Origin of the sequence: Nostoc sp. (assembly GCF_036916655.1) — a bacterium.
Taxonomy (GTDB): domain Bacteria; phylum Cyanobacteriota; class Cyanobacteriia; order Cyanobacteriales; family Nostocaceae; genus Nostoc.
The window spans coordinates 13,113-36,551 of the sequence record NZ_JBALFY010000026.1 but is presented as its reverse complement, the minus strand read 5'-3'; the positions used below and the strand labels follow the sequence as shown (position 1 = coordinate 36,551).

Annotated in this window: 23 protein-coding genes and 1 tRNA gene; 10 read left to right on the top strand and 14 right to left on the bottom strand. The window is 42.9% G+C overall.

Annotated elements, in window-relative coordinates; genetic code table 11:
• Positions 1–501: 501 nt before the first annotated feature.
• Entirely contained in the window at positions 502–1,179 is a 678-nt protein-coding gene (gene cobO / locus V7L31_RS08420; RefSeq protein WP_334695792.1) for a cob(I)yrinic acid a,c-diamide adenosyltransferase, read from the top strand.
• Positions 1,180–1,342: 163 nt separating this feature from the next.
• Here the strand turns inward: cobO and V7L31_RS08415 are convergent, their stop codons facing one another.
• Positions 1,343–1,888 (bottom strand): fascin domain-containing protein, encoded by a 546-nt coding sequence (locus V7L31_RS08415; protein ID WP_334695791.1) that lies wholly within the window; start codon positions 1,886–1,888, stop codon positions 1,343–1,345.
• A gap of 447 nt (positions 1,889–2,335) precedes the next feature.
• On the opposite strand from V7L31_RS08415, the gene V7L31_RS08410 reads away from it, so the two are divergent.
• Entirely contained in the window at positions 2,336–3,733 is a 1,398-nt protein-coding gene (locus V7L31_RS08410) for an NB-ARC domain-containing protein (RefSeq protein WP_334695790.1), read from the top strand.
• Between the two features lie 152 nt (positions 3,734–3,885).
• Here V7L31_RS08410 and V7L31_RS08405 read toward each other — a convergent pair whose 3' ends face one another.
• Positions 3,886–4,014 carry a hypothetical protein gene (locus V7L31_RS08405; protein WP_334695789.1) on the bottom strand — a complete coding sequence of 43 codons (129 nt, stop codon included), beginning with the start codon at positions 4,012–4,014 and terminating at the stop codon, positions 3,886–3,888.
• Between V7L31_RS08405 and leuB the strand changes: the two genes are divergently transcribed.
• The 4 genes from leuB to V7L31_RS08385 all read left to right on the top strand — a co-directional run bounded on the left by leuB (position 4,006) and on the right by V7L31_RS08385 (position 7,120).
• On the top strand, positions 4,006–5,094 hold the full coding sequence (gene leuB, locus V7L31_RS08400) for a 3-isopropylmalate dehydrogenase (RefSeq protein WP_334695788.1): 1,089 nt from the start codon (positions 4,006–4,008) through the stop codon (positions 5,092–5,094). The genes V7L31_RS08405 and leuB overlap by 9 nt on opposite strands.
• A gap of 250 nt (positions 5,095–5,344) precedes the next feature.
• Entirely contained in the window at positions 5,345–5,605 is a 261-nt protein-coding gene (locus tag V7L31_RS08395) for a hypothetical protein (RefSeq protein WP_179065938.1), read from the top strand.
• Positions 5,606–5,728: 123 nt separating this feature from the next.
• The gene (locus V7L31_RS08390) at positions 5,729–6,556 is read left to right on the top strand and encodes a prepilin peptidase (protein ID WP_334695787.1); all 828 of its coding nucleotides are present in this window, start codon (positions 5,729–5,731) and stop codon (positions 6,554–6,556) included.
• A 216-nt stretch (positions 6,557–6,772) separates the two neighbouring features.
• The gene (locus tag V7L31_RS08385; protein WP_094347414.1) at positions 6,773–7,120 is read left to right on the top strand and encodes a DUF760 domain-containing protein; all 348 of its coding nucleotides are present in this window, start codon (positions 6,773–6,775) and stop codon (positions 7,118–7,120) included.
• 43 nt (positions 7,121–7,163) lie between these two features.
• On the opposite strand, the gene V7L31_RS08380 is transcribed toward V7L31_RS08385, so the two are convergent.
• On the bottom strand, positions 7,164–8,372 hold the full coding sequence (locus V7L31_RS08380) for an HhoA/HhoB/HtrA family serine endopeptidase (RefSeq protein ID WP_334695786.1): 1,209 nt from the start codon (positions 8,370–8,372) through the stop codon (positions 7,164–7,166).
• A gap of 390 nt (positions 8,373–8,762) precedes the next feature.
• Here V7L31_RS08380 and V7L31_RS08375 point away from each other — a divergent pair, with 390 nt between their 5' ends.
• Positions 8,763–9,656: a LysM peptidoglycan-binding domain-containing M23 family metallopeptidase gene (locus V7L31_RS08375; protein ID WP_334695785.1), complete on the top strand. Its 894-nt coding sequence runs from the start codon at positions 8,763–8,765 to the stop codon at positions 9,654–9,656.
• 84 nt (positions 9,657–9,740) lie between these two features.
• On the opposite strand, the gene V7L31_RS08370 is transcribed toward V7L31_RS08375, so the two are convergent.
• The 4 genes from V7L31_RS08370 to V7L31_RS08355 form a co-directional block, all read right to left on the bottom strand.
• A complete protein-coding gene (locus tag V7L31_RS08370) occupies positions 9,741–10,778 on the bottom strand; it encodes an isochorismatase (RefSeq protein WP_334695784.1) in 1,038 nt (345 codons plus the stop codon).
• Positions 10,779–10,838: 60 nt separating this feature from the next.
• On the bottom strand, positions 10,839–11,048 hold the full coding sequence (locus V7L31_RS08365) for a hypothetical protein (protein WP_334695783.1): 210 nt from the start codon (positions 11,046–11,048) through the stop codon (positions 10,839–10,841).
• Between the two features lie 245 nt (positions 11,049–11,293).
• Positions 11,294–11,431: a type II toxin-antitoxin system RelE family toxin gene (locus V7L31_RS08360; protein WP_334695782.1), complete on the bottom strand. Its 138-nt coding sequence runs from the start codon at positions 11,429–11,431 to the stop codon at positions 11,294–11,296.
• Between the two features lie 119 nt (positions 11,432–11,550).
• Positions 11,551–11,748: a DUF2281 domain-containing protein gene (locus tag V7L31_RS08355; protein ID WP_179065931.1), complete on the bottom strand. Its 198-nt coding sequence runs from the start codon at positions 11,746–11,748 to the stop codon at positions 11,551–11,553.
• 326 nt (positions 11,749–12,074) lie between these two features.
• Between V7L31_RS08355 and ispG the strand changes: the two genes are divergently transcribed.
• Positions 12,075–13,301 (top strand): (E)-4-hydroxy-3-methylbut-2-enyl-diphosphate synthase, encoded by a 1,227-nt coding sequence (gene ispG, locus V7L31_RS08350; protein ID WP_334695781.1) that lies wholly within the window; start codon positions 12,075–12,077, stop codon positions 13,299–13,301.
• A gap of 215 nt (positions 13,302–13,516) precedes the next feature.
• Positions 13,517–14,800, top strand: a complete 1,284-nt coding sequence (gene ctpC / locus V7L31_RS08345; RefSeq protein WP_334695780.1) for a carboxyl-terminal processing protease CtpC — start codon at positions 13,517–13,519, stop codon at positions 14,798–14,800.
• 64 nt (positions 14,801–14,864) lie between these two features.
• Here the strand turns inward: ctpC and V7L31_RS08340 are convergent, their stop codons facing one another.
• The 3 genes from V7L31_RS08340 to V7L31_RS08330 all read right to left on the bottom strand — a co-directional run bounded on the left by V7L31_RS08340 (position 14,865) and on the right by V7L31_RS08330 (position 17,557).
• Entirely contained in the window at positions 14,865–15,050 is a 186-nt protein-coding gene (locus V7L31_RS08340) for a DDE transposase family protein (protein ID WP_334695779.1), read from the bottom strand.
• A gap of 134 nt (positions 15,051–15,184) precedes the next feature.
• Positions 15,185–16,912 carry a succinate dehydrogenase/fumarate reductase flavoprotein subunit gene (locus V7L31_RS08335; protein ID WP_334695778.1) on the bottom strand — a complete coding sequence of 576 codons (1,728 nt, stop codon included), beginning with the start codon at positions 16,910–16,912 and terminating at the stop codon, positions 15,185–15,187.
• A 327-nt stretch (positions 16,913–17,239) separates the two neighbouring features.
• Positions 17,240–17,557, bottom strand: a complete 318-nt coding sequence (locus V7L31_RS08330) for a hypothetical protein (RefSeq protein WP_292851316.1) — start codon at positions 17,555–17,557, stop codon at positions 17,240–17,242.
• A 509-nt stretch (positions 17,558–18,066) separates the two neighbouring features.
• On the opposite strand from V7L31_RS08330, the gene V7L31_RS08325 reads away from it, so the two are divergent.
• Positions 18,067–18,918: a hypothetical protein gene (locus V7L31_RS08325; RefSeq protein WP_334695777.1), complete on the top strand. Its 852-nt coding sequence runs from the start codon at positions 18,067–18,069 to the stop codon at positions 18,916–18,918.
• Between the two features lie 63 nt (positions 18,919–18,981).
• Here the strand turns inward: V7L31_RS08325 and V7L31_RS08320 are convergent, their stop codons facing one another.
• The 4 genes from V7L31_RS08320 to pds all read right to left on the bottom strand — a co-directional run bounded on the left by V7L31_RS08320 (position 18,982) and on the right by pds (position 23,070).
• Entirely contained in the window at positions 18,982–20,304 is a 1,323-nt protein-coding gene (locus V7L31_RS08320) for an ABC transporter substrate-binding protein (RefSeq protein ID WP_334695776.1), read from the bottom strand.
• 193 nt (positions 20,305–20,497) lie between these two features.
• A tRNA-Ser gene (locus tag V7L31_RS08315) sits at positions 20,498–20,589 on the bottom strand.
• Between the two features lie 125 nt (positions 20,590–20,714).
• A complete protein-coding gene (gene crtB / locus V7L31_RS08310) occupies positions 20,715–21,647 on the bottom strand; it encodes a 15-cis-phytoene synthase CrtB (RefSeq protein ID WP_179065921.1) in 933 nt (310 codons plus the stop codon).
• A complete protein-coding gene (gene pds, locus V7L31_RS08305; protein WP_334695775.1) occupies positions 21,631–23,070 on the bottom strand; it encodes a 15-cis-phytoene desaturase in 1,440 nt (479 codons plus the stop codon). The genes crtB and pds overlap by 17 nt, the downstream gene beginning before the upstream one ends.
• Positions 23,071–23,439 lie beyond the last annotated feature (369 nt).

The following is a 23,439-nucleotide window of genomic DNA, read 5'->3' as shown; positions in this document are numbered from 1 at the left end:
CATTTCAGACGTTCGCGTAGCGTCTTGTAGAGAAGAGAAGCAAAAAATTGTAGGTTGGGGAGCCACAGCGCTCTTGCGGGTTACCCGCCTTGTAGGAAGTGGCGTTGGAGGCTTTGCCAAAGCCAACATCCTGATATCTGTTGGGTTGGGTGGAGCGGAGCGCAACCCAACCTACGTCTAATACACTAATCAAATACTAGTCCTATAGTTTAATTCATGACTATACCAAATGTGATAATGATAAATTTTTACTGGTAAGCTACTTTAATGAACATATTAAATTATTTAAAACAGTAATAGTAAACTCAAATTATAAGTTCAGTTTGTGTATCATATATATTTCTACTTGTCTGCAAATCATTAATAAAGCTAACACACTATGCATATTTCACATGAAGATTTACTGGATATTTACAATCAAGTAATTTAGGTGAAACTGAATAACTAAGACGATTTTGGTTCATTTTCAACACTTTTAACAGTTATTTCTAGACAAGCTTGATGAAAAACGATACACCACAAGAATTGAACTCAGATCCAGAAATTGGGCGCTTGATTGATGAGGTAATGTCTTCGTCTCTGACTGATGAACAGTACCGCAAAAAGATGCAGCGACGCAAAGAAGTTCAAGACAAGCGTATAGCAGAAGCCGTACCAGAAAAAGGGTTAATTATTGTAAATACTGGTAATGGCAAGGGTAAAACCACTGCGGCTTTAGGAATGGTGTTACGATCGCTAGGTCATGGGTATAAAGTAGCGATCGTTCAATTCATCAAAGGTAGCTGGGAACCCTCTGAGAAAAGGGTTTTCAGCTATTGGGAAGACCAGATAGAATTTCACGCAATGGGCGAAGGCTTTACCTGGGAAACTCAAGACCGCGATCGCGATCTTGACAAAGCCAGCGCCGCCTGGGAAAAATCATTAGAATATATCCGCAACCCAGACTTTCATCTGGTATTGTTAGACGAAATCAATATCGCCCTGAAAATGGCTTACTTACCAGTAGAAGACGTTTTAGCAGGTTTGGCGCAAAAACCCGCTAACAAACACGTTATTCTCACAGGTAGAGGCGCACCAGCTGCTTTAATTGAACGTGCTGACCTAGTAACCGAAATGACTCTAGTTAAGCACCCTTTCCGCGATCAAGGTGTGAAAGCACAACCGGGAATTGAGTATTAAATCAGAATTCAGAATTCAGAATTCAGAATTCAGAATTATTAAAAAACCAGGTTTCTAATCTCAACAGAGATTCAGAAAGCTGGTTTTTAATTCTCACTAATTGACAGATAAATTGCTTGTAGAGACGGCGATTTATCGCGTCTCTCTAAGCTCGAAAGAAATACTAGGGTAGGATTTCGACTTGGAATTGAGAATATGGATCAATGGCATCTTTTGCAGCTTCAATGGGATTTTGACCACCTGCACCGCCGTAATTAATACGACTCAGGAACTTACCAGTATCCGACTGTAAAGCGATTTTACCGCCGTCTAAAACTTTCACATTAAATTGAGAATAAGGATCAACAGTATCCTTTACAGCTTCAATGGTATTTCTGCCATTTGATGTGTAATTAATGCGACTCAGATACTTACCTGTGTCTGCCTGTAAAGCGACTTTATTGCCATCTAAAACTGTCACCTTAAATTTAGAGTAAGGATCAATAGCATCCTTTGCAGCTTCAGCAGGATTTACACTACCACGATTAATTCGACTTAGATACTTACCTGTATCCGATCGCAGGGCAATGGTGTCTCCTGTTTTGAGGCTAACTAAAGGAATGGATTGAGCAAAAGCATTGCTAGCAAAACCAAATACCAGAGAAACCACTAGTAAAACAGAAACAACAGGTTGTATAAAACCAGCAATAATTTTCTTGATGACAGACATATTCACATACCTCAGGAAAAAACTACAGAACCAAGTAGATTGTGACTCATGAAACTTCGACAATCCGCAATTTCACTGCTCAAACATTGTTAAAAACAATGCTCCAATCGGTATTTGTTGGAACTGAATACAGTTTGACTATCTAAACCCAATATTGACAACCGAAGTTTAGGAACTTAAGAAAGAAGTTAAAAATTTATTGCCCTCAATCACCAAAATCCTCTGCCAGAAAGACTTTGCAATTCTGGCGATTTGATAATTAATCTGGTTGAATTCGCTTAACATCGGATAAAATTTTATATTTTGTACAAAATAGCCAAAATCTTTCCTGGCAATAAAATTTTCTGTATATTTATTTACTTTATTTATTAGTTTGCTAAGATACCAACAATAGTTAATTTCGCTAGTCCATAAATGTATTGATAAATACAATAGGCTTGTGATGTGATGAATCGACAAAAACCCAGACGTAGACGTGGTGTAATTCTCACCACTGAAGGATTTAAGAAACTACATACGGCTAAATGTCAAGCAGAAAGTTGGGAAAACTCCGATCAACGTTACACTTTGGAACAACTTAGGTCACGTACTGGCTTAGATCCAGATACCCTGATGAAAGTATTTCGGTGTCAAATCGGAGTCGATAAGCAAAGCCTCAATTGCTGTTTTAAGTCTTTTAACTTACGACTGGAAGCAAGTGATTATCAATTACCTCCTATTGAAAATCCTACCCAAAATCTAGAATCCTCAACCCTAAATTGTATTGATTGGGACGATGCGCCAGATGTATCTATCTTTTACGGACGCACAGCAGAATTGGCGACGCTGGAACAATGGATAATAGGCGATCGCTGTCGGTTAATGACACTATTAGGTATGGGTGGAATCGGTAAAACTTGGCTATCGATGAAGCTGGCTACTGAAATTCAAGAACAGTTTGAGTTTGTGATTTGGCGAACTCTCCGCAATGCGCCACCAGTCAAAGATATGCTAGCCAATTTACTCCAAGCTTTATCAACCGATCCGTCAACTCATTTACCAGAAACGGTAGAAGGTAGAATTTCTCAGTTGATTAATTATTTCAAGAAACATCGTTGTTTGTTGATCTTAGATAATGCAGAGGCAATTTTAAAAGATGCTGCCGATAATGGTGATTATAGTTACCCTTGCCCAGAAAATGAAAGTTATGGTCAATTTTTTCGACAATTAGGAGAAACATCTCATCAAAGTTGTTTATTGCTAATAAGTCGGCAAAAGCCAAATCAAATTAGGCGAATGGAAGGGAAGAAATCACCTGTTCGCGTATTGCAAATACAAGGGTTACAGACACAAGATGTACAGGAAATATTTAATACCAAAGGTTACTTTTGCGGTTCAAATATCGAGTGGAGCAAGCTCATTGAACGCTATGAAGGCAATCCATTGGCATTAAATATCGTCTCTACTACCATTCAAGAGTTATTTGATGGCAGAATTGGTGAATTTCTCAAGCAAGATGTAGTAGTTTTTGGTGAGATTTACTATCTAATCAAACAACATCTTAATCGGTTATCAAGCGTGGAAAAACAGATTATAAACTGGCTAGCGATTAATTATCAGCCAGTTTCATTTTCAGAATTGCGATCGCAAATATCCACCTTAGTCTCACCACAACAATTACTAGAGGCTTTGTCAGTTCTGCAAGAGCGATCGCTAGTTCATAAAAATGCTGCTCTTTTCTGTCTGTCACCCATAGTTAGAGAATATATCAACAATCAATTAATAATCGAAAATAAAGTTAGCTACAAGATGAAATCTAAAAAGTATCAACAAAACGTTCCTCAGGTCATCCAGATCCAAAATTGACATCTGGTGAAAAATAATGTAGAGACGTAGCCGTGCTACGTCTCTACAAGGGTTATGGGTGACGACATAATAAACAAAACCCACCTCTGTAGGTTTAGCCCTAATTTTACCTTAGTCCGCGGAGGCGGACAATGCCAGTGTAGCCGCGATTTCTAATCGCCAGGGCTGTATGCTGCATCCAAACGAGAACTGCTATAAATTAAAAACTCCATCGGTACATCTTGCTCGGTATGATATTTAATCTGCAAGCATTTACCTAGTAATAACCAGCTATGACACATAACTACCGCATTACTCTACTTCCCGGCGATGGCATTGGCCCTGAAATTATGGCAGTGGCGGTAGATGTGCTGAAAGTCGTAGGGAAGCAATTTGATATTCAGTTTGAATTCCAAGAAGCCCTGATTGGTGGTGCAGCAATTGATGCCACAGGAGAACCCCTACCATCTGCCACTCTAGAAACTTGCCGTAATAGTGATGCTGTATTACTCGCCGCCATTGGTGGTTATAAGTGGGATTCCCTGCCATCTAATTTACGCCCAGAAGCAGGTTTGTTAGGACTACGTGCAGGTTTGGGATTATTTGCCAATTTACGCCCAGCGAAAATTTTGCCCCAGCTAATCGATGCCTCGACTTTGAAACGTGAAATTGTCGAAGGCGTGGATATTATGGTGGTGCGTGAACTCACTGGTGGGATTTATTTTGGTAAACCTAAAGGGATTTTTGCTACGGAAACTGGTGAAAAACGCGGTGTAAATACAATGGTTTACACCGAATCGGAAATTGAACGCATTGGACGGGTGGCTTTTAAGGCGGCTAAAAAACGCGGTGGAAAACTTTGTTCGGTGGATAAAGCCAACGTATTAGAAGTATCTCAGCTGTGGCGCGATCGCATCACCCAACTTTCTCAGGAATATCCAGATATCGAACTCTCTCATTTATATGTAGATAATGCTGCCATGCAGTTGGTACGCGCTCCCAAGCAGTTCGATACCATCGTCACAGGTAATTTATTTGGCGATATTCTCTCTGATGCTGCTGCCATGCTCACAGGTAGTATTGGGATGTTACCGTCAGCTAGTTTAGGCGCTTCTGGGCCTGGTGTATTTGAACCAGTTCATGGTTCCGCCCCAGATATTGCCGGACTGGATAAGGCAAATCCTTTAGCACAAGTGTTGAGTGCGGCGATGATGTTACGCTACGGTTTAGACCAACCAAAAGCAGCAGATAGCATCGAACAAGCCGTATTGCAAGTTTTAGAACAAGGCGATCGCACGGGAGATATAATTTCCCCAGGAAAAAATCTTTTAGGTTGCCGCGCTATGGGCGATGCTTTAATCAAAGTACTCAACCAGCCTTAAAGTTGTTGGTTGAAGATGAATGCCAGGTAGTAGGCAAAAGTAAGAAACTTTTGCCAAGACTGAGATTTCCTCAACATAAAACGTCTACAAAGCTTTCCTGTACTCAGGTTTTATGCCCAAATCCCTCTTCGTTAGGGAATTACGAATTACGAATTGCGAATTTTAAAGTGCAACCTGGCCAATTTGGCAACCTTTGCTAAAAGTTTCGGGTAGACTAGAGGGAAATCTAGCAATCAAATAACAGTCGATAGTGTACGCATTACGACAAGGACAAGCAACTTTTACCGCCCCAAAGAACCAGTCACCTTTGATTGATCCCGCCGTAATCAGAGCCGCTGGGCAGATTTACTACACTCATTGTGAAGTACATCCCGAAATAGCTGGGCAACCCTCCGGTGTAGCAATTAATCGTATGACTCATCGAGGTAAGGTTATTTTTACTAACCAACCAGTTCTATTACCTCAAGAATGTTTTGTGCCCTTGAGTCAAATTGAATCGCACATGTATTAGTCATTGGTCATTGGTCATTAGTCATTGGTCATTGGTCATTGGTCATTAATTATTAGTTCTGGACAAAGGACGAAAGATAAACGACAAATGACACAGGACAAATGACAAAGGACAAATGACTGTATGGACATTTTGTTCGCCATTCCGGCGAGTGTAATGGTCTTTGCTTTAGGTGCATCTATTGGTAGTTTTCTCAATGTTATTGTTTATCGGCTACCTGCTGGGTTGTCAATTCTTTGGCCGCCTTCTCGTTGTCCTAAGTGCTTAAACCAGCTAAAAGCTTACGACAATGTACCAGTTTTCGGTTGGATTTCCTTAAAAGGGCGGTGTCGATATTGCAAAAGCAAAATTTCTGTCCGTTATCCCGTGGTAGAAGGGGTAACGGGCATAATTTTTTTGCTGATTTTTTTAGTATTTCAAGTTTCGATTTTAACAATAGGCTATTGGGCTTTTTGTAGTTGGTTATTGGCGCTATCGCTTATCGACCTAGATACAATGACTCTACCCAATCCACTTATTAAGTCGGGTTTAGTGGTGGGGATTTTGTTTCAAATGGTGGTTGGTTTTTTACCAGAGGCTAGTTCCGTGGCATTGGTAAATCACCTGATGATGGCGATAGTTGGTGCAGTATTGGGCTTATGGTTATTTGAAGCGATCGCCTTATTGGGTTCAATTGCCTTCCGTAAAGATGCAATGGGGCCAGGTGACGCCAAGTTAGCAGCCATGATGGGAGCCTGGTTAGGCTGGAAATATTTGCTCTTGGCTAGTTTTCTTGCCTGCGCGCTGGGAGCGTTAATTGGCATCGGTATTTTGATTATGCAGCGATCGCGACAAAGGTTAGGACAAAAGATCCCTTTTGGCCCTTTTCTAGCTTTAGGATCTGTTATTACCCTGTTTAGCGGCGAACCCATTTTATCTACCTACCTGCGGTTGTTTTTTCCAGCATCTTGAAGAGGAGAATAGCAATGCCCAATGCCCTTCAGGAGTGCTGAATGGGGAAGCAAGGGAGCAGGAGAAGAATTTTCCCCTCCGCTCCCCGCACCCTGCCCCTCTACATCTTTTCATTCCCCAATTCCCCATTCCTCTTGACTTATACCCGTGGTGAATGCGCTACTCTTGTACTATGGTTTAGAGTAGAGTTAGCAATTAAGCTAAATAAAACTGCCAATGGTGTTTAATCCTGACTTTTTGAATGACAACTCCGAGGAACACCCTAATCAACTTCTTTCCGACCACTCTGAGGAATACCCCAATCAGTTACTCAAATATCTACAGCATCAGTCTCCTGATGTTTTAGCTAGGGTTGCTCAGTCTGCCAGCCCCGAAATTAAACAAATCATCTCGCAAAATGTTCAAGGGCTAGTGGGAATGCTCCCGGCAGAAAATTTTAACGTGCAAATCACGACAGATCGGGAGAACTTAGCTGGACTTCTAGCGTCGGCAATGATGACAGGGTATTTTCTGCGCCAGATGGAACAAAGAATGCAGTTAGAGCATTTGTCTAATGGTCAATAATCAGTAGTCAATAGTCAAACATTCTGGGACTATTGACTATTGATTATTTCCTTTCAGGATAAGCTCCTAATTTTACTTTCAAGGTTTGAATTTTACCGCTGCGGTTGACTTCGAGTGCTATTATGTCCCCAACTTTGCTGGACTCTACTAGCCTCTGAACTTGGGCCGAGGTTTTGGCTGGTTTACCGTTAACTTTTTGAATCACGTCTCCAGGAAGCAATGCTCCACGCTTGGCTGGAGAATCGTCTGTTACGCCTTTAATGACAACCCCCGCATCCTGCTGAATGTTCAGTTGGTTATCTTGATTAATCTGCTGTCTTCTGATGGGAGAAAGGTCTGCCATTTCAATACCCAAAAAGGGATGTTCCACATGCCCTTTGGTAAAAAGCTCATTGGCAACACGGGCGGCGGTTTCAATGGGGATGGCGAAACCGAGTCCTTGAGCATCAGCGCGGATGGCAGTATTAATACCAATGACTTCGCCTTGGGCGTTTAACAAGGGGCCACCAGAATTACCAGGGTTAATCGCGGCATCAGTTTGGATAAAGCTAACTCGCTTATCTGGGACACCAACTTGAGTGCTGGTGCGATCGGTAGCGCTGATAATGCCCATAGTGACAGTATTATCCAAACCTAGAGGATTGCCAATAGCGATCGCCCATTCTCCTGGAATCAGGTTTTGTGAATTGCCCAGTTTCACCGTCGGCAAATCATTCGCTTGTATTTTCACTACCGCCACATCTGTCACAGAATCAACTCCCACCACCTTTCCCTCTAAACTCCGACCATCCTTGAGAGTTACTTGTACTGTATCGGTATCTGCCACCACATGAGCGTTGGTGAGTAATTCACCATCTTCGCTCAAAATAAATCCCGATCCGGTACCGCGCTCAATGCGTTCTTCAGGAATTGGTTGATCATCTTCTCCAAAAAATCGTCGTAAGAGGGGATTTTTCAACGCGTCAGAGATAGGATTAGCTACTTTGCGAGTGGCATTAATTCGCACCACAGCCGGGCCAACTTTTTGCACTGCCGTCGCAATAAAATTCACATTATCGCCCCCATTAGCACCAGTTGCTCCATTTGGAGAATTCGGAACTACGGATTCTGGAGGCGAAGACATCGTTACATTTTTTAATTGTTGAAACGATCGATTTTGTGGCAGGAGATAGTGACTACCAAACAAGCCTGCACCACCGCCAATCACTAGTAAAAACACATAAACAGCCAGTTGCTTTAAGGATAACTTCATAATCTTTTTACTCAAGGACAGCAATGCAGTTGCTAATTTCTAAGTGTAGTCAAGCTAACGGCAAGTGGACAGATCAATTTACGAGAAATGGGGGATTGAATATTAGAAAACTCTTTTCTAAACCTCGTCCATGTTGAAACCTGGAGTTTTGAATTATTCTGTTGTGTCATTGCGACATTCGCTCTTAGCGTTCCCGCAAGGTAGGAAGCAATCGCAAAACTTTGGTAAAAAACTAAAGTTCTCAAGTTAGACGAGGTTTAGTCCCTATTTTTTAGTTCCCACTTCCGTCCTAGTCCCCATTACCCCTTATCACTAGAGCGGGCCCAACTATCCCCAATCCCCACTCTTCCCATCTAAAATCTAAAGTTAATGCGCTATTGACCTTTATACATGACTTTACTCTTTCGTCAACTGTTTCTCTGTAGCTTAGTTAGCGCCTTGGGCCTAGTAAGCATACTGCCATACTCGAACAGTGCTAACGCTGCTGTAGGTGGTTGCCCAATTCCAGCCTTATCTCGCTTCCAACGCCATAAAGTCGTTCGTGGTGAAACTTTGGAGAGCATAGCGCAGCGCTACAATCTCATTCCTACAACTATTATCGGCATGAATCCAGCTTTGCAGAATGGTGGGATTGCAGCCGTTGGGAGTGTGCTTCAAATTCCTCCCTACAATGGGATTGTAGTCGAAGTACCTCGCGGTGAAACTTGGCGACAAGTAGCGGCACAATACAAAGTTCGTGCTGATAGCCTTTTTGAGGTGAATGGCTGCCAACCAGACCCCAGAATCGTATTTGTTCCGGGGGTAAACTGGTCGCCTAATGGTGTTGTAACTAAATCCCCTTTACCCAGTGATGCAGGTACACCAAATCGGGCATCGCTATCTGGATATCCCTTAGCACAAGTGGCGACAGTGGGATTAGCTTACGGCTGGCAAATTAATCCTGCGACAGGTGAAGTTTTCTTCCATAGTGGTATTGACTTATTAGCACCAGTTGGTACAAATGTGCAAGCGATCGCACCTGGAACCGTAGCCTTTGCCAGCGATCAAGGTTCCTATGGCAAGTTGGTCATTATTAACCATAGTGGCGGACTCCAAAGCCGCTACGCCCAGCTTGACAGTATCAAAGTTACTGTTGGTCAACAAGTAAAAAAAGGAGACTTACTAGGAACAGTAGGCACTAGTGGAAAACCAAGTTCTATTCAATCGCATCTTCATTTTGAAGTGCGTTCTAGCTCATCTCTAGGTTGGGTAGCAGAAGATCCTAAGGGTTATTTGAAGAAATGAGGTTTGTTTTTAAACGCAGAGGAACGTAAAGGAACGTAAAGGAAATCTCTGTGTTCCTCTGCGAAACCTTTGCGATCCTTTGCGTTAAATAAAGGATGCTATATTTTCGCTAGATTTTACGATGTGCATTCCTGCCTCTGCAAACCTTGTAAATGCGGCATCTGCCTGTTCTGTGTAGTCCACAACACCAGGGACAACAACGGGGGAAGTGGAATCTTCTAACAGATAGATTTTTTGAGCAAGGGTGGCATCTATCTGTTTAATTTCTGTTAATAAATCGTCAATTGTCCAAGCGACGCAGTGACTTTTAGCTTGACCACCAATAATTACTGCATCATATTCTAAAAGTTGTTTAATCAGGCGCGTGTTCTTTTGAGCAAGTGGACGTTGTTCAAAATCTTCTAACACCTCTGGACGTAAAATGGAATAGTTTTCTGTTAAAGGATTTTCACCTTTAATTTCAAATTGCGTTTGACTCTGACGCGCAATGCCGTGGAAAAATATCGCTTCTTCTACCGATGAAACTAGAGCATGACCAATACCACCCAACATAGAATGATAAGGCCAAACAGTGAGGGGATATTTCCCATCTTGACTAAGTTTTTTAAGGTAATGGTAAGCGTGTTTTTCTAATAGTTCATAATCCCCATTAGTAACACTGTTAGCAACTGCTGGGTTAACTTTCCAGATACCTTGTTCGATATCTGCTGGTGTGATGCTAGTCGCTGCTGGAGTGGGATGTTCTCCCGCAGCGTTTACCCAAAATATCGGATGGAAGATTTGCGTTGCTGTGTGAGTATCTAGAGTTGGTACAATTTTCGTGATTATTCCCAAGTTTCGATAGATAAACTCACATAATCTGACGTTATCATCCACCGCCGCATTCCCGGATTTTCCACCTACAAATAATTCAAATCCAGGGATGCAGAAGGTGTTTTGGACATCAATTAACAGCAAGCAAATACGGGTTTTATCTAAAGATGCTGATTTTATGTCGTGTTGTTTTGCCCAGATTTCAGCTTCAGCGGCACGTTCTTGGTAAGGTACGCGCCAGACTTTGCCCACTTCTTCAGGGTTAAAGTGTGAGGGAATTGGTAGTTGGGTTATTATTTGAGTGTTCATCTAAAATCTGTACTTATTTTCTAATTATTAGGCTTGACTTAGTTAAAAATAATGCTGAATTTAGTAAACGTCATCGTGGGAACCTAAAGTTAGCAACAAAATTTCTTCCTCTCCTGATTCAGGATTTGTAACAAATTTAAATAAAATCCGATTCCGATAATCAATTGAACATGAATATCTACCCGATGAATCACTTTTTAGCTTGTGACTGGTTAAAGCGATCGCACTCTGGGTAGTCAAAAAGGCAATGCTTGTGGCGGGCTGCGCCAACGCACTTCATCATGAAGGACATCGCACTGTGGGTAGTAAGAAAGGCTGACGCAGTTGATTGTGTATGAGAATGGGAAAGCGATCGCACTCTGCTTAGTTACAAAAGGCAAGCGATCGCACTCTGGGTAGTTACAAAGGCGATGCCTGTGGTGGGCTGCGCCAATGCACTTGCATCATGTATGAGAAAGAATGCGAAAGCGGTAAAGCGTTTTTGCACATTTGGGATGCTCCCGATTTTTAGTTGTTCACAATCTATAAACATCACTACGATGCTTTACTTTGACTACCGTGACTAATAATAAACCATCTTGTATTTCGTAAATAATTCGATATTTTCCCAATCTAACTCTATATAAATTATCAGAAACTTCTAATTTTTTCACACCATCAGGACGAGGCTCAAAAGCAAGTTATTCCAATTTAGCAACTATTTTTTGTTGAACATCATAAGGTAATTTTTTTATCTGTCTTTTTGCAGCCGGAGCAATTTCTACTTCGTAACTCACAAACCTAATTCCGTTTTGAGTTCACCCAAGGAAATCGTACCAACCTCTTGTGCTTCTTTTAATGCAGCTTTTGCATCTTCTAAATCTTCTTTATCTTCTTTGGCTTTCAAAAAAAGTAAAAAGTCCAGAACCTCGTATACAATTTCTTCTGGTACATTTTCTATCTCTTCAATTATTTTCTGTTTGGCATTCATAAATTCCGCTTTATGGTAGTTGACTATATTATAAGATGATGGCTATTGAAGTCTTGCTAACTCAAGTAAGAAATTGCGATGCCTGTGGCGGGCTAGCGCCAACGCACTTCATCATGCAGGACATCGGACTGTGGGTAGTGAGAACGGTTGACACAGTTGATTGTGTATGAGAATGGGAAAGCGATCGCACTTGATCTTTTGTGCTGTGTTATTGTCTGATTTTTTTCTCTCTAAATTACCCAAAGAGCCACCACCTGTGGCAATCTGGGAAACAGAGATTTATTAAATCTGATATTTGAGCTACAGCAAATTTACCTAATCAGGTTATGCAAACTCTGCCCACAGTAAACACTTCAAGCATCACATCAACTCAAGCCACCTTTGATACAACTATCAAGCGGCGTAAAACCCGTCCTGTAAAGGTGGGAAATGTCACCATTGGCGGCGGCTACCCCGTTGTAGTCCAGTCAATGATTAACGAAGACACTCTTGATATTGATGGTTCCGTAGCTGGTATTCGTCGTCTGCACGAAATTGGCTGCGAAATTGTCCGTGTCACAGTGCCAAGTATGGCTCATGCGAAAGCTTTAGCAGAAATTAAACAAAAATTAATTAAAACTTACCAAGACGTGCCAATTGTGGCTGATGTCCATCACAACGGACTAAAAATTGCTGTGGAAGTTGCCAAGCACATAGAGAAAGTACGGATTAATCCGGGTTTGTATGTGTTTGAAAAGCCAAACATCAATCGAACTGAATATACTAAAAGCGAATTTGACGAAATTGGCGATAAAATCCGCGAAACCTTAGAACCTCTAGTAGTTTCTTTGCGCGATCAAGGTAAATCGATGCGAATTGGGGTAAATCACGGTTCCCTTGCTGAGAGAATGCTATTTACCTACGGTGACACCCCCGAAGGAATGGTGGAGTCTGCTATAGAATTCATCCGCATCTGTGAATCTTTGGATTTCCACAACCTGGTAGTTTCCATGAAAGCCTCACGAGTCCCGGTGATGGTGGCCGCCTATCGCCTCATCGCCAAGCGCATGGATGAACTGGGTATGGATTATCCATTACATTTAGGCGTTACAGAAGCCGGTGATGGCGAATACGGGCGAATTAAATCCACAGCAGGTATTGCTACCTTACTTGCTGATGGCATTGGCGATACAATCCGCGTCTCACTTACAGAAGCACCAGAAAAAGAAATCCCCGTCTGCTACAGCATTCTCCAAGCTTTGGGATTGCGAAAAACGATGGTGGAATACGTCGCTTGTCCTTCCTGTGGACGCACTTTGTTTAATCTAGAAGAAGTGCTGCACAAAGTTCGGGAAGCCACTAAACACCTAACTGGGTTAGACATTGCAGTTATGGGTTGCATTGTCAATGGCCCGGGAGAAATGGCCGATGCCGACTATGGTTATGTCGGCAAAACACCCGGTTACATTTCTTTGTATCGTGGTCGAGAAGAAATTAAAAAAGTCCCAGAAGATAAAGGTGTAGAGGAATTAATTAACCTCATTAAGGCAGATGAACGCTGGGTAGAACCTTAAAGGGGGCAGGGGAGCAAGGGGCAGAGGGGCAGGGGAAGAATAAGTAATACCCAATCCCCAATCCCTAGTCCCCAATCTCTAGTCTCCAATCCCCAGTTTGCCAGATTGTCAAGTATTTTGTGTAAATTAGGAATACATACTCCGTCTGTACAGTGGTAGCCTGTGTTAGATTGAGCATACTGACTATAAATTTTCCCTCTGATGCAGCTGTCATTATGGTGATTACAAAAAGTAGACTTGTTTTGGGTGCTACGGCAGTGACACTCTCCACGATCGCTGTTACTAGCCTTGGCATTCATTCGCGAGGTCAGGCTTTATTTAAAGCAAGCCCTAAAGAATTAGTAGATGAAGTTTGGCAAATTGTTCAACGCCAATATGTAGACGGTACTTTTAATCAAGTTGATTGGCAGGCTGTTCGTAAGGAATACTTGAGCAAGTCTTACAGTAATCCGCAGGATGCGTATAAGTCCATTCGGGAAATGCTGAAAAAGCTAGAAGACCCGTACACCCGATTTATGGACCCGTCGGAATTCAAGAATATGCAGGTGGATACCTCTGGAGAATTGACAGGGATTGGGATCACCATTAGTCAGGATGAAAAAACCAAGCAATTGGTTGTAATTGCGCCAATCGAAGATACACCAGCCTTTAAAGCTGGTGTTTTGGCAAAAGATATCATCCTCAAAATTGACGGTAAAGATACTAAGGGGATGGATACTAATCAGGCAGTATCCTTGATTAGGGGTGAGGCAGGATCGCAAGTCAGCCTGATTATTCAGCGCGATGGGCAGACAAAACAATTTGACATTAAACGGGCGCGGATCGAAATCCATCCAGTTAAGTTTTCCCAAAAGCAAACCCCAGCGGGGAATCTTGGTTACATCCGCTTGAACCAGTTCAGTGCCAATGCTGGTAAAGAAATGCAAAGCGCTATCAAAAATTTAGAAACCAAAAAGGTAGCTGGATATATTCTGGATTTGCGTGGTAATCCAGGTGGCTTACTCTTCTCAAGTGTAGATATTGCCCGGATGTGGATAGATAAAGGTAAGATTGTCTCCACGGTTGAACGCCAAGGAGAGGCAGAAAAAGAAGAGGCAAACGGACGAGCCTTAACAAATAAACCTTTGGTAGTACTGGTAGATAAAGGTTCAGCTAGTGCCAGTGAAATCCTCTCAGGGGCTTTGAAAGATAATAAGCGCGCGACTTTGGTAGGTACTCAAACTTTTGGTAAGGGATTGGTGCAATCAGTACGTCCTCTGGAAGATGGTTCAGGATTGGCGGTAACAATTGCTCATTACTATACCCCTAATGGTACAGACATCAATCATAAAGGCATTGAGCCAGATGTGAAGGTGGATTTGACCAAAAAGCAGATGGAAGATTTGTGGCTGCACGGACGCGACAAACTCGCTACCTTAGCAGACCCTCAATTCGCTAAAGCAGTGGAAGTTATAGGTAAAAAAATTGCTGATAAGGGCACACCCACAGCAGAAAAATAAAGTTAGGAGTGAATAGTAAGGAGTTAGGAATAAAAACCATCATTGTTAACTTCTAACTCCTAACTTAAACTGGTTGGCATTTTCCAGCCCTAATAAGTCCGACACGCCGAGCGATCGCTTCTTCTTGCGAACTAAAAGGCCCCCATTGTTCTATAATTTCTGGGTTATCGTCTGCAACTTGGTCACTGGAGATAATTTCACAGTTTCCACCAGAGCGCTTGACAATATACCATGTTTGTGATTTGTTCATACTTTAAATAAAAATCTTGTTTTTATAGTCAGAATTTTACTGCATAGAAAAAATATCTTCGCACTTACTGTTATTAATCGAGGTGGACAAAATTTTTGTAGTCCCCTCGATTTCTCACATAAATTTACTTTAAACTAATACTTCCGCTCTTTTGGCTCAAACATAGTAATCGCCACCGGTCTATATTGAATTTCAATTCCGGCTGGTGAATAGTAAGCCATTGTGTGTTTGAGAAAATTGCTATCATCTCGCTCGGAATAGTCTTCGCGGAAATGAGCGCCACGACTTTCTTGCCGATTTAGGGCTGATGCCAAAATAGTTTGTCCTACTACCATCAAACTTCGCAATTCTAAGGCTTCTACGAGTTCTGTATTCCAGCAACTACCTTTGTCATCTAAATAAATTTGCGGGTATTTTTGTTGTATTTCTTCTAATTTCTGCAAACCTTCAGTCATTAATGCCTCAGTGCGGAAAACACCACAGTACTCAGTCATACAATCCTGAAAAGCTTCACGGACTTGGTTAATGCGGTACTTTCCTGGTTGTTCTAGCAAAGCTTGAATTTGTTGCTGGGCTTCTGTTACATACCGTTGCTCATCTACAGAAGGTAACTTACGTTTTTGGACAAATTTGGCGATCGCAGCCCCAGTCCTTTTACCATAAACTACACACTCTAGAAGTGAATTACTCCCCAAACGATTTGCACCATGCACGGAAACACAAGATGTTTCACCCGCAGCAAAGAAAGCATCAACTAAACCATCGCCACTACTACGAACTTGCCCATCAGTATTAACTGGGATACCACCCATACAATAGTGAATTGTCGGGCGGACTGGCATCGGTTGAGTTACTGCGTCAACGCCTACTAGACGATGGGCTTCTTCCCAACAGAAGGGAACGCGACTCATAATCTTTTCTTTGCCCAGATGGCGTAGATCCAGATAGACAAAGGGGCCACCAGCACTACCATCAAGATGGATACCACGTCCGGCGCGAATTTCGTAAGCGATCGCTCGTGAGGTAATATCACGAGGAGCTAGTTCCATGCGACTGGGGGCATAATTCGCCATAAAGCGATCGCCTTCACTATTAATCAGATACGCCCCTTCTCCGCGTACCGCTTCTGAAATCAGCACCCCTACCGGATATAAACCAGTGGGATGAAACTGCACAAATTCCATATCTTCTAGGGGCAAACCGGCGATCGCAGTCATTGCTAAACCATCACCCGAAGACGCGTAATCATTAGAGGTAGTGTTATAAACGCGACCATAGCCCCCTGTGGCAAACATCACCGCCTTAGCCCGCACCACCTCAATATGTCCATCCAAAAGATGAAACATGACCACACCCTTTGCCTCATTTTCTTCCAAAATGAGACGCATCACGTACCACTCTTCATAAACTTGCACCCCATAACGCCGCAAATTGTTAACCAATTCGTGCAAAATCGCGTGACCAGTTTTGTCAGCAGCGTAACAAGTGCGGTTGTGAGAATGTCCCCCAAAAGCCCGTTGGGCAATGCGTCCATCGGGTAAGCGAGAGAATAAAACGCCAAGATGTTCCAAGTCAATTACCACACTTGGCGCTTCTTGGGTGAGAATTGCTACAGCATCTTGGTCTGCCAAGTAATCAGAACCCTTGACAGTATCAAAAGCATGTGCTTCCCAACTATCCTCTGTATCAACATTTTTCAGCGACGCAGCCATACCACCTTGAGCCGCAACCGAGTGAGAGCGAATTGGGTGGGTTTTCGCAACCACAGCAATATTTAAACTAGGGTCAGTGCGGGCAATTTCCACAGCAGCGCGACATCCTGCTAATCCACCCCCGACAATAATCACATCATGTTCCAGCATATTTAGCCCCCGACTGCAAACCACTGCTGTTCTATTGTAGAGACGTGATGAATCAGGCAGTGGGTTACAACAGTGGCATCTCTACAAAAAAATTCCCTGCCTATAGATCAATACGCTTGGGTTAAGACTAAAACCCTTTGTCAAAGTCATTAACGAACGACAGAGGGCACTGAGAGAAGAGACCAATGCTTAACTGAACTGTATTGGCTTATAGACAGGGATGTTATAAAAAATTTTAAATTAGGAGTGAAAACTTAAAAATGAAGAGTTTTGGGACAGATAGAGTGACTCCTAACTCCTAACTCCTAACTTCTAACTCCTAACTCCTTAGCTGGTTGCTTGTACAGGTTGTTGCTGAGACACGTTACCTGGTATGGGTTCCAATTTGGTTCCCGGCCCTACAGGAGCGACTTCAATATGATTTAACAAGGTAGTGACAAAGGCAAACACCAAGAAAGGTAGCGATAGCAGAACGACGAGACCCGCCGTTGCTAAAGCATACACAGGTCGCTTGGCCCCCATCAATGCCAAAGCTGATGCCAAACTGAGAGTAATTGTAATTAACCAAACAATTATTTGACCGTAGATATCACCGAAAGTCAAGGTACAGACAAACCGATACTTTTGAATATTATTTTCGCTCATTACATTTGCCTCAAGTCTTCTCCTAATAGGTTCTACGTTAGAACTATGTTTGCCTTGTCGGCAATTTCTAAATATTTTTGCAAGCTTCGTAATATCACTTTACAATCAAGCCACCTTTGACAGAAAGGCAGATATTCTGGAAGAAAACTTTTTCTCTTCGTGGCAGGGGTCGCAATTTTCAGAACCTCCTAAACAGATAATCTCTTTGCTTAATGTCATCTATCAAATTGAGGATATTTCAGAATATCTAGCAATTGTATTTGATTGTGAAAATCGCAACTCACAGATGGCTGACTTCTTTAAGAAGTCAGCCATCTTGTTTGTCACAAACGATTCAGATTAGTATAGTATTTAATTTTTTGCGAGTAAATATTAACTAGAGAAATCAAGTAAAGTCAGGATGGAAAAACCAATTTTTTGATGTTAAATTTTGAGTATTGCCCGAATCTGTTGACTTAGAATCAACAAAAATCTTTATTTTTCGTGGCAACATTGTTTTAGGAGTGAACGTGAATACTATTTTTCTTCGTAAAGGTGTTTTTTTGTTGCCAAGTGTAGCTGCTCTTACATTCCTGAGTAGCGGCTTATCTGCAAGTGCCCAGACTGTAGACAAGGTGAGCATTCAGCCATTAACCGAGCCTTCTGCAACCGTAGCGTCTCCCCATGAGTTTAGTCCAGAACTAGACACTGAAAGCCAAAATCTCTCTACAGAAACAACTGAAATATTTACAGCGACAAATTTAGCTAAGGTACAGCAGTTGCCTAACACTGCCACTGCGATGGAACAAAACACCAGCACAATAGCTATACCCGTTCCAGGTACAGTGTCAACCTCATCTGCGATGCTCACCTCTGAAGTTGTACAACCGACTTCTCAAACAACTGCTCAACCATCTGCTACCAAAGTGGCACAATCGGATATTGATTTAGGTAGAACTACCCGTGGTGGCAGCAGCTATGTTGGCGTCGCTGCTAATATCGGTTTGAGTGGTGATGGTGACACGTCTTTGGGCGACGGTAATTTTGCCGTAGTGAGCAAAATCGGACTGACAAATTCTATATCGGTGCGCCCCTCAGCCGTATTCGGGGACAACACCACAATTTTGCTTCCGATCACCTATGATTTTACCTTCAAATCAGCAGATGCTTTTAGCGAACCATTAGCGATCGCACCTTACGTCGGAGTGGGTGCAGCTTACAAAACAGGTGATAACTCTAAATTCGCCTTTTTGGTATCTGGTGGCATTGATGTGCCTCTAACTCCTCAATTTACAGCAACCGCTGCTATAAATGCAGGATTTTTCGATAAAACTGATGTGGGCTTGTTGTTAGGAATTGGTTACAACTTCAATGGGCTTTAAAAGTTAAAAGTTAGGAGTTACAAGTTATTAAGACTGAATTCATAACTCGTAACTCCTAACTTTCTATTTGGGGGTAACTTTATCAATCACCTTGATTGTGCCATCATCTCCTACCGTCCAAACATCGTATACACCGACGACATCGCCGTTAGCATCAATATCTACGTTGCCACTGGCTCCTTGGTAGTTAATCTTTTTACCATCTTTAAGTAACTTCAGTCCCTCGCAGACATCAGTAACTTCTGTGCCAGGCCCATCAGCAACTTCCCGGATTTTGCTGGATATGCCAACACCTGTATTTTCCTTAGCAGCTTGCGCCGCCAATGTTAATAAAGCTGCTGCATCCCAAGCTTGAGGTGCGTATTCCCCTGGCGCACCACCTTTTTTATCCTTCCACAGCTTGTTGAAAGCTTCTAGTGCTTTACCATCGGAACCGGGTACTGTACCGATCGCTCCAGTTAAAATATATTTACCATCACTGCCTTTGCCTACTTGTTCGGGAAAAGTAGGTGATTTTACCCCATCTGTCAGCAAAATTTGCACTCCCTTCGCCACACCTTGCTGATAGGCGGCCTTTAGAAACAGACTACCAGTTTCGGCGTAGAGTACAGCCAGAACTGCATCTGGCTTACCTGCAAAAGCAGCCGCCGCTTCTGTATCAAATGTTTGAGCTTTTGGATCGTAGCGAACAGGCTTATCTTTATTAACTATAGTTCCACCCAATTTTTCAAAAGTTTGCACGAATGCTTTTTCAAAACCAACGCCATAGTCGTTATTAATCACGACTGTAGAAACTCGCTTGAAACCTTTTTTTCTGGCAAGTTGGGCTAAAGCTAATGCTTGGTAGGTATCAGGGGGAGCAGTACGCGCCCAAAAGCCTTTATAGTCACCTTTTTGGGCTTTTTCGGTAAATACAGGACTGGTACTACCAGGGGAAACCAACATGACTTTATTCGGTGTAGCAATGGAGACTGCTGCACTTGAAACGCTACTGGCGAAGGAACCAACTACACCTGCCACTTTATCTAAAGTTGCCAGTTTGGTCATGCCGGCAGCTCCAGCTTTGGGGTCAGTTTGGTCATCTACTTGCACCAAGGTAACAGGTTCGCCATTCACCCCACCGCAAGCGTTGACTGTATCGACTAGTAAAGGTACAGAACCTAGCATTTGCTGTCCCACAGAAGCCAAATCGCCTGTTGTGGGTAGCAAGGAACCAATTTTTAGCCCTTTAGCACTGCTTGTAGTCGTTGAGTTTGCCGCTGGGGTAGCGGTGCTGCCGTTGGTAGCTGTGCTGTTGGGGGTACTATTATCACCACAAGCCCCAACTAGGAACCCAGTTGCTAGGGTAGCTAGACTTAAGGCTAAGGCGGCGCTAATTTTTTTCATAAATCTCTTTTACTCCTCAAATATTTAGGAGCCTAAAAATAAGATTCCACCTAGATTTATAACTTAGCTGGATCTTAGTCAAGGTTCCAAAGGATAAATCATATCATCCATCTTTGGGAGTAGAAGTATTTACCCAGACATTAATATTTATTTTTGTACACAGAATATACTCCGTGTATCAAATACTGAAAAACGGAGAGGGAGGGATTCGAACCCTCGGTACGGAGTTGCCTGCCGTACAACAGATTAGCAATCTGCCGCTTTCGACCACTCAGCCACCTCTCCTGACTCACGAATATCAATGTTACCAGACTTGCTTTTAAGAGTCAATAGTCATTTGTCATTCGTCATTTGGGTTATTCACAAAATACTAAGGACTAGGGACTAGGGACTAATGACTAATGACTAATTCAAAGAACTTGCGATCGCATCCAAGCTATGGGCAAGGTGCGTAACTTTTTCCACTGGGGAACGAAAGCCCGCTGACTGAATACATCGTAATCGTTGCGTTCAATCGCCTCTAAAATTTGACCGTACAGCATTGATGCTGCCCACACAGGCCAACGGGCATCGGATGCTAAATAAGTAATTCCCTGGTCGGATGTGGTGTAAAATTGGCGGGCGCGGTCAATTTGAAAGCGCATTAATGCTCGCCAACGATCATCTACCACACCTTTGAAGAAGTCTTGCTCGGTATAGTTGAATTTTGCCAAGTCCTCAAGGGGAATGTAAATCCGCCCCCGTTTGGCATCTTCTCCCACATCCCGCAGGATGTTGGTTAGTTGATTGGCAATTCCGAGAGCGATCGCTTCTTCTATGGGAACATAAGGTTGTTTATTTTGCCGCCACGGTGCTGCATATATGGTGTTATCTACACCCATAACGGATGTTGACATCAAACCAACAGTACCAGCAACGCGGTAACAGTAGAGGTATAAATCCTCAAAGGTTTCATAACGACTGCGATATAAGTCCATGCGCTGACCAGCAATCATATCCCGAAAGGGTTGGATGTCCATCGGAAAGCGCTGGAGGGTATCAACTAAAGCTACATCGTAATTTTCTAATGGACGCCCCGCAAAAATCGATTCCAGCTGCTGTTCCCATAGGTCTAGGGTTTCTGGCGTGGTAATAGCAGATGCGGGACCATCCACCAATTCATCTGTACGGCGACACCAAGCGTAAATTGACCAAATAGATTGACGTTTTACCGGACTCATCAGCAAAGTACCCAGGTAAAAAGTCTTGGCATACTTTGCTGTGAGATGCCGACAAAGTTTGTATGACTCGTCTACAGAGACCAGCGTTTTCATGCGCGGCGGGGAATCAGGCAGTTGCAGCATTCGTTGCGGGCGGTCGGGTGAGCGTTTGCAGGTTTGAGGAATTTGCTACCGGGAGGGCCTCAGAAATCGCCTGCGCTGTTAGCTTACCAGAAAGTACGGCACCTTCCATACTCGCTAAGTAGCGTTGCATGGTGTAATCCCCTGAGAGATAGAAGTTACTAATGGGGGTTGTTTGGGAGGGACGGTACTGTTGACGACCAGGGGTCGCTTTGTAAACTGAACGGGGCGTTTTCACCACATGAGATTTCAGCAATGTTGCTGGATTGTCTCCCCCAAAGTGGTCGGGGAAGAGTTTTTCTAACTCGGCAATAGTGGCAGCCACAATCTCCTCATCGGATTTGGCAATCCAATCTTTTGCCGGGGCTAGAACTAATTCCAGCATCGAGCGTTCGGGGTTGGCGTATTCACGGCAGGTATTGCTCATATCAGCATAAACGCTTAGGAGGGGCGATCGCGAGAATAGCAAGTGATCAATTTGCGTAAGTTTACGATCGAACCACAAATGCACGTTAATCACAGGCACGCCTTCCAAGCCTTCTAGCTTTTGGAAAAACTCCATTTCTTTCCAAGGTGCTGGCAAAATCACCTTCAGAGGGTCAACCGGCATGGCAGATACATACAAATCCGCTGTGAAAACTTCATCCTCTTCGCCATTCAATCCCCGAATTAAATATCCTTTGACGCCGCCATCGGCGTTCAGCAAAATCTCTTTCAAAGGGGCATTCAAGCGGACTTCTCCACCACGTTCGGTGATGTAATCTACTATGGGCTGACACAATCGTTCTGTGGGCGAACCATCCAGAAAGGCCATTTTCGAGCCATTTTTTTCCTGGAGGAAACGATTGAGGGCAGTTAAAAGAATGGTTGCCGAAATTTCATCTGGGTCGATGAAGTTCAGCGACTTGGCCATGGCAATAAAAACTTCTTTATTGACCCGTTCTGGAATGTTGTGTTTACGCAGCCAATCTGTCCAGGAATATTTGTCCATTTCTTCAACGTACTTTTGCCCCTGAATCATGACCGGCAATAACCCGATGCCAAAGCGGATTTTTTCTGGCCATGTCAGCATGTCGTTGTTTCGCAGAATTGCCACTATACCATTAATTGGTGCTGGCAAATCGGGGAAATCAAAGCGGCTGTAAGTACCTGGTGCATCCGGCTGGTTGAAGATCATTGTGTGTTCTTTCCACTGCAATCGATCTTCAATATCCAGTTCTTTGAATAACCGCAACATATTGGGATATGCGCCAAAAAAGATGTGCAGACCTGTTTCGTACCAGTCTCCATCAGCATCTTTCCATGCAGCCACTTTACCGCCTAGAACGTCTCGACGTTCCAAGACAATGGGTGTGTGACCTGCGTCTGTAAGATATTTCGCGCAGGAAAGTCCTGCTAGTCCCGCTCCCGCGATCGCTACTCGCATGTAACCCTACTGCTCTTCAATATTTCTTAACCGTTTTATCGTTCTCATTATACGTTGCAATCCGTTACATTTGGCAGTTATTGTGCGATCGCTTCCCCAAAAAACTTTTACCAAAGGGAATTTTACCTACGCGCACCTACCCGAACAAATTCTTAATACCATTGTTGGCAATAGGTTTGAGCGAGCATTTCATCTATCTTTACATGGAGAAAAATTAGGCAAACAAAAGTATTTCCTTTGACTGAAAATAAGTTAATCTCAAATGTGGTCTGAAAGTAGTTGATTTATTTGCTAATTCGTGTATTTGCTTTGAGTAAATATCGAGGGTATTGGTTAAAGACTACTCGGAAAACTTTCTGCTTCCCATAA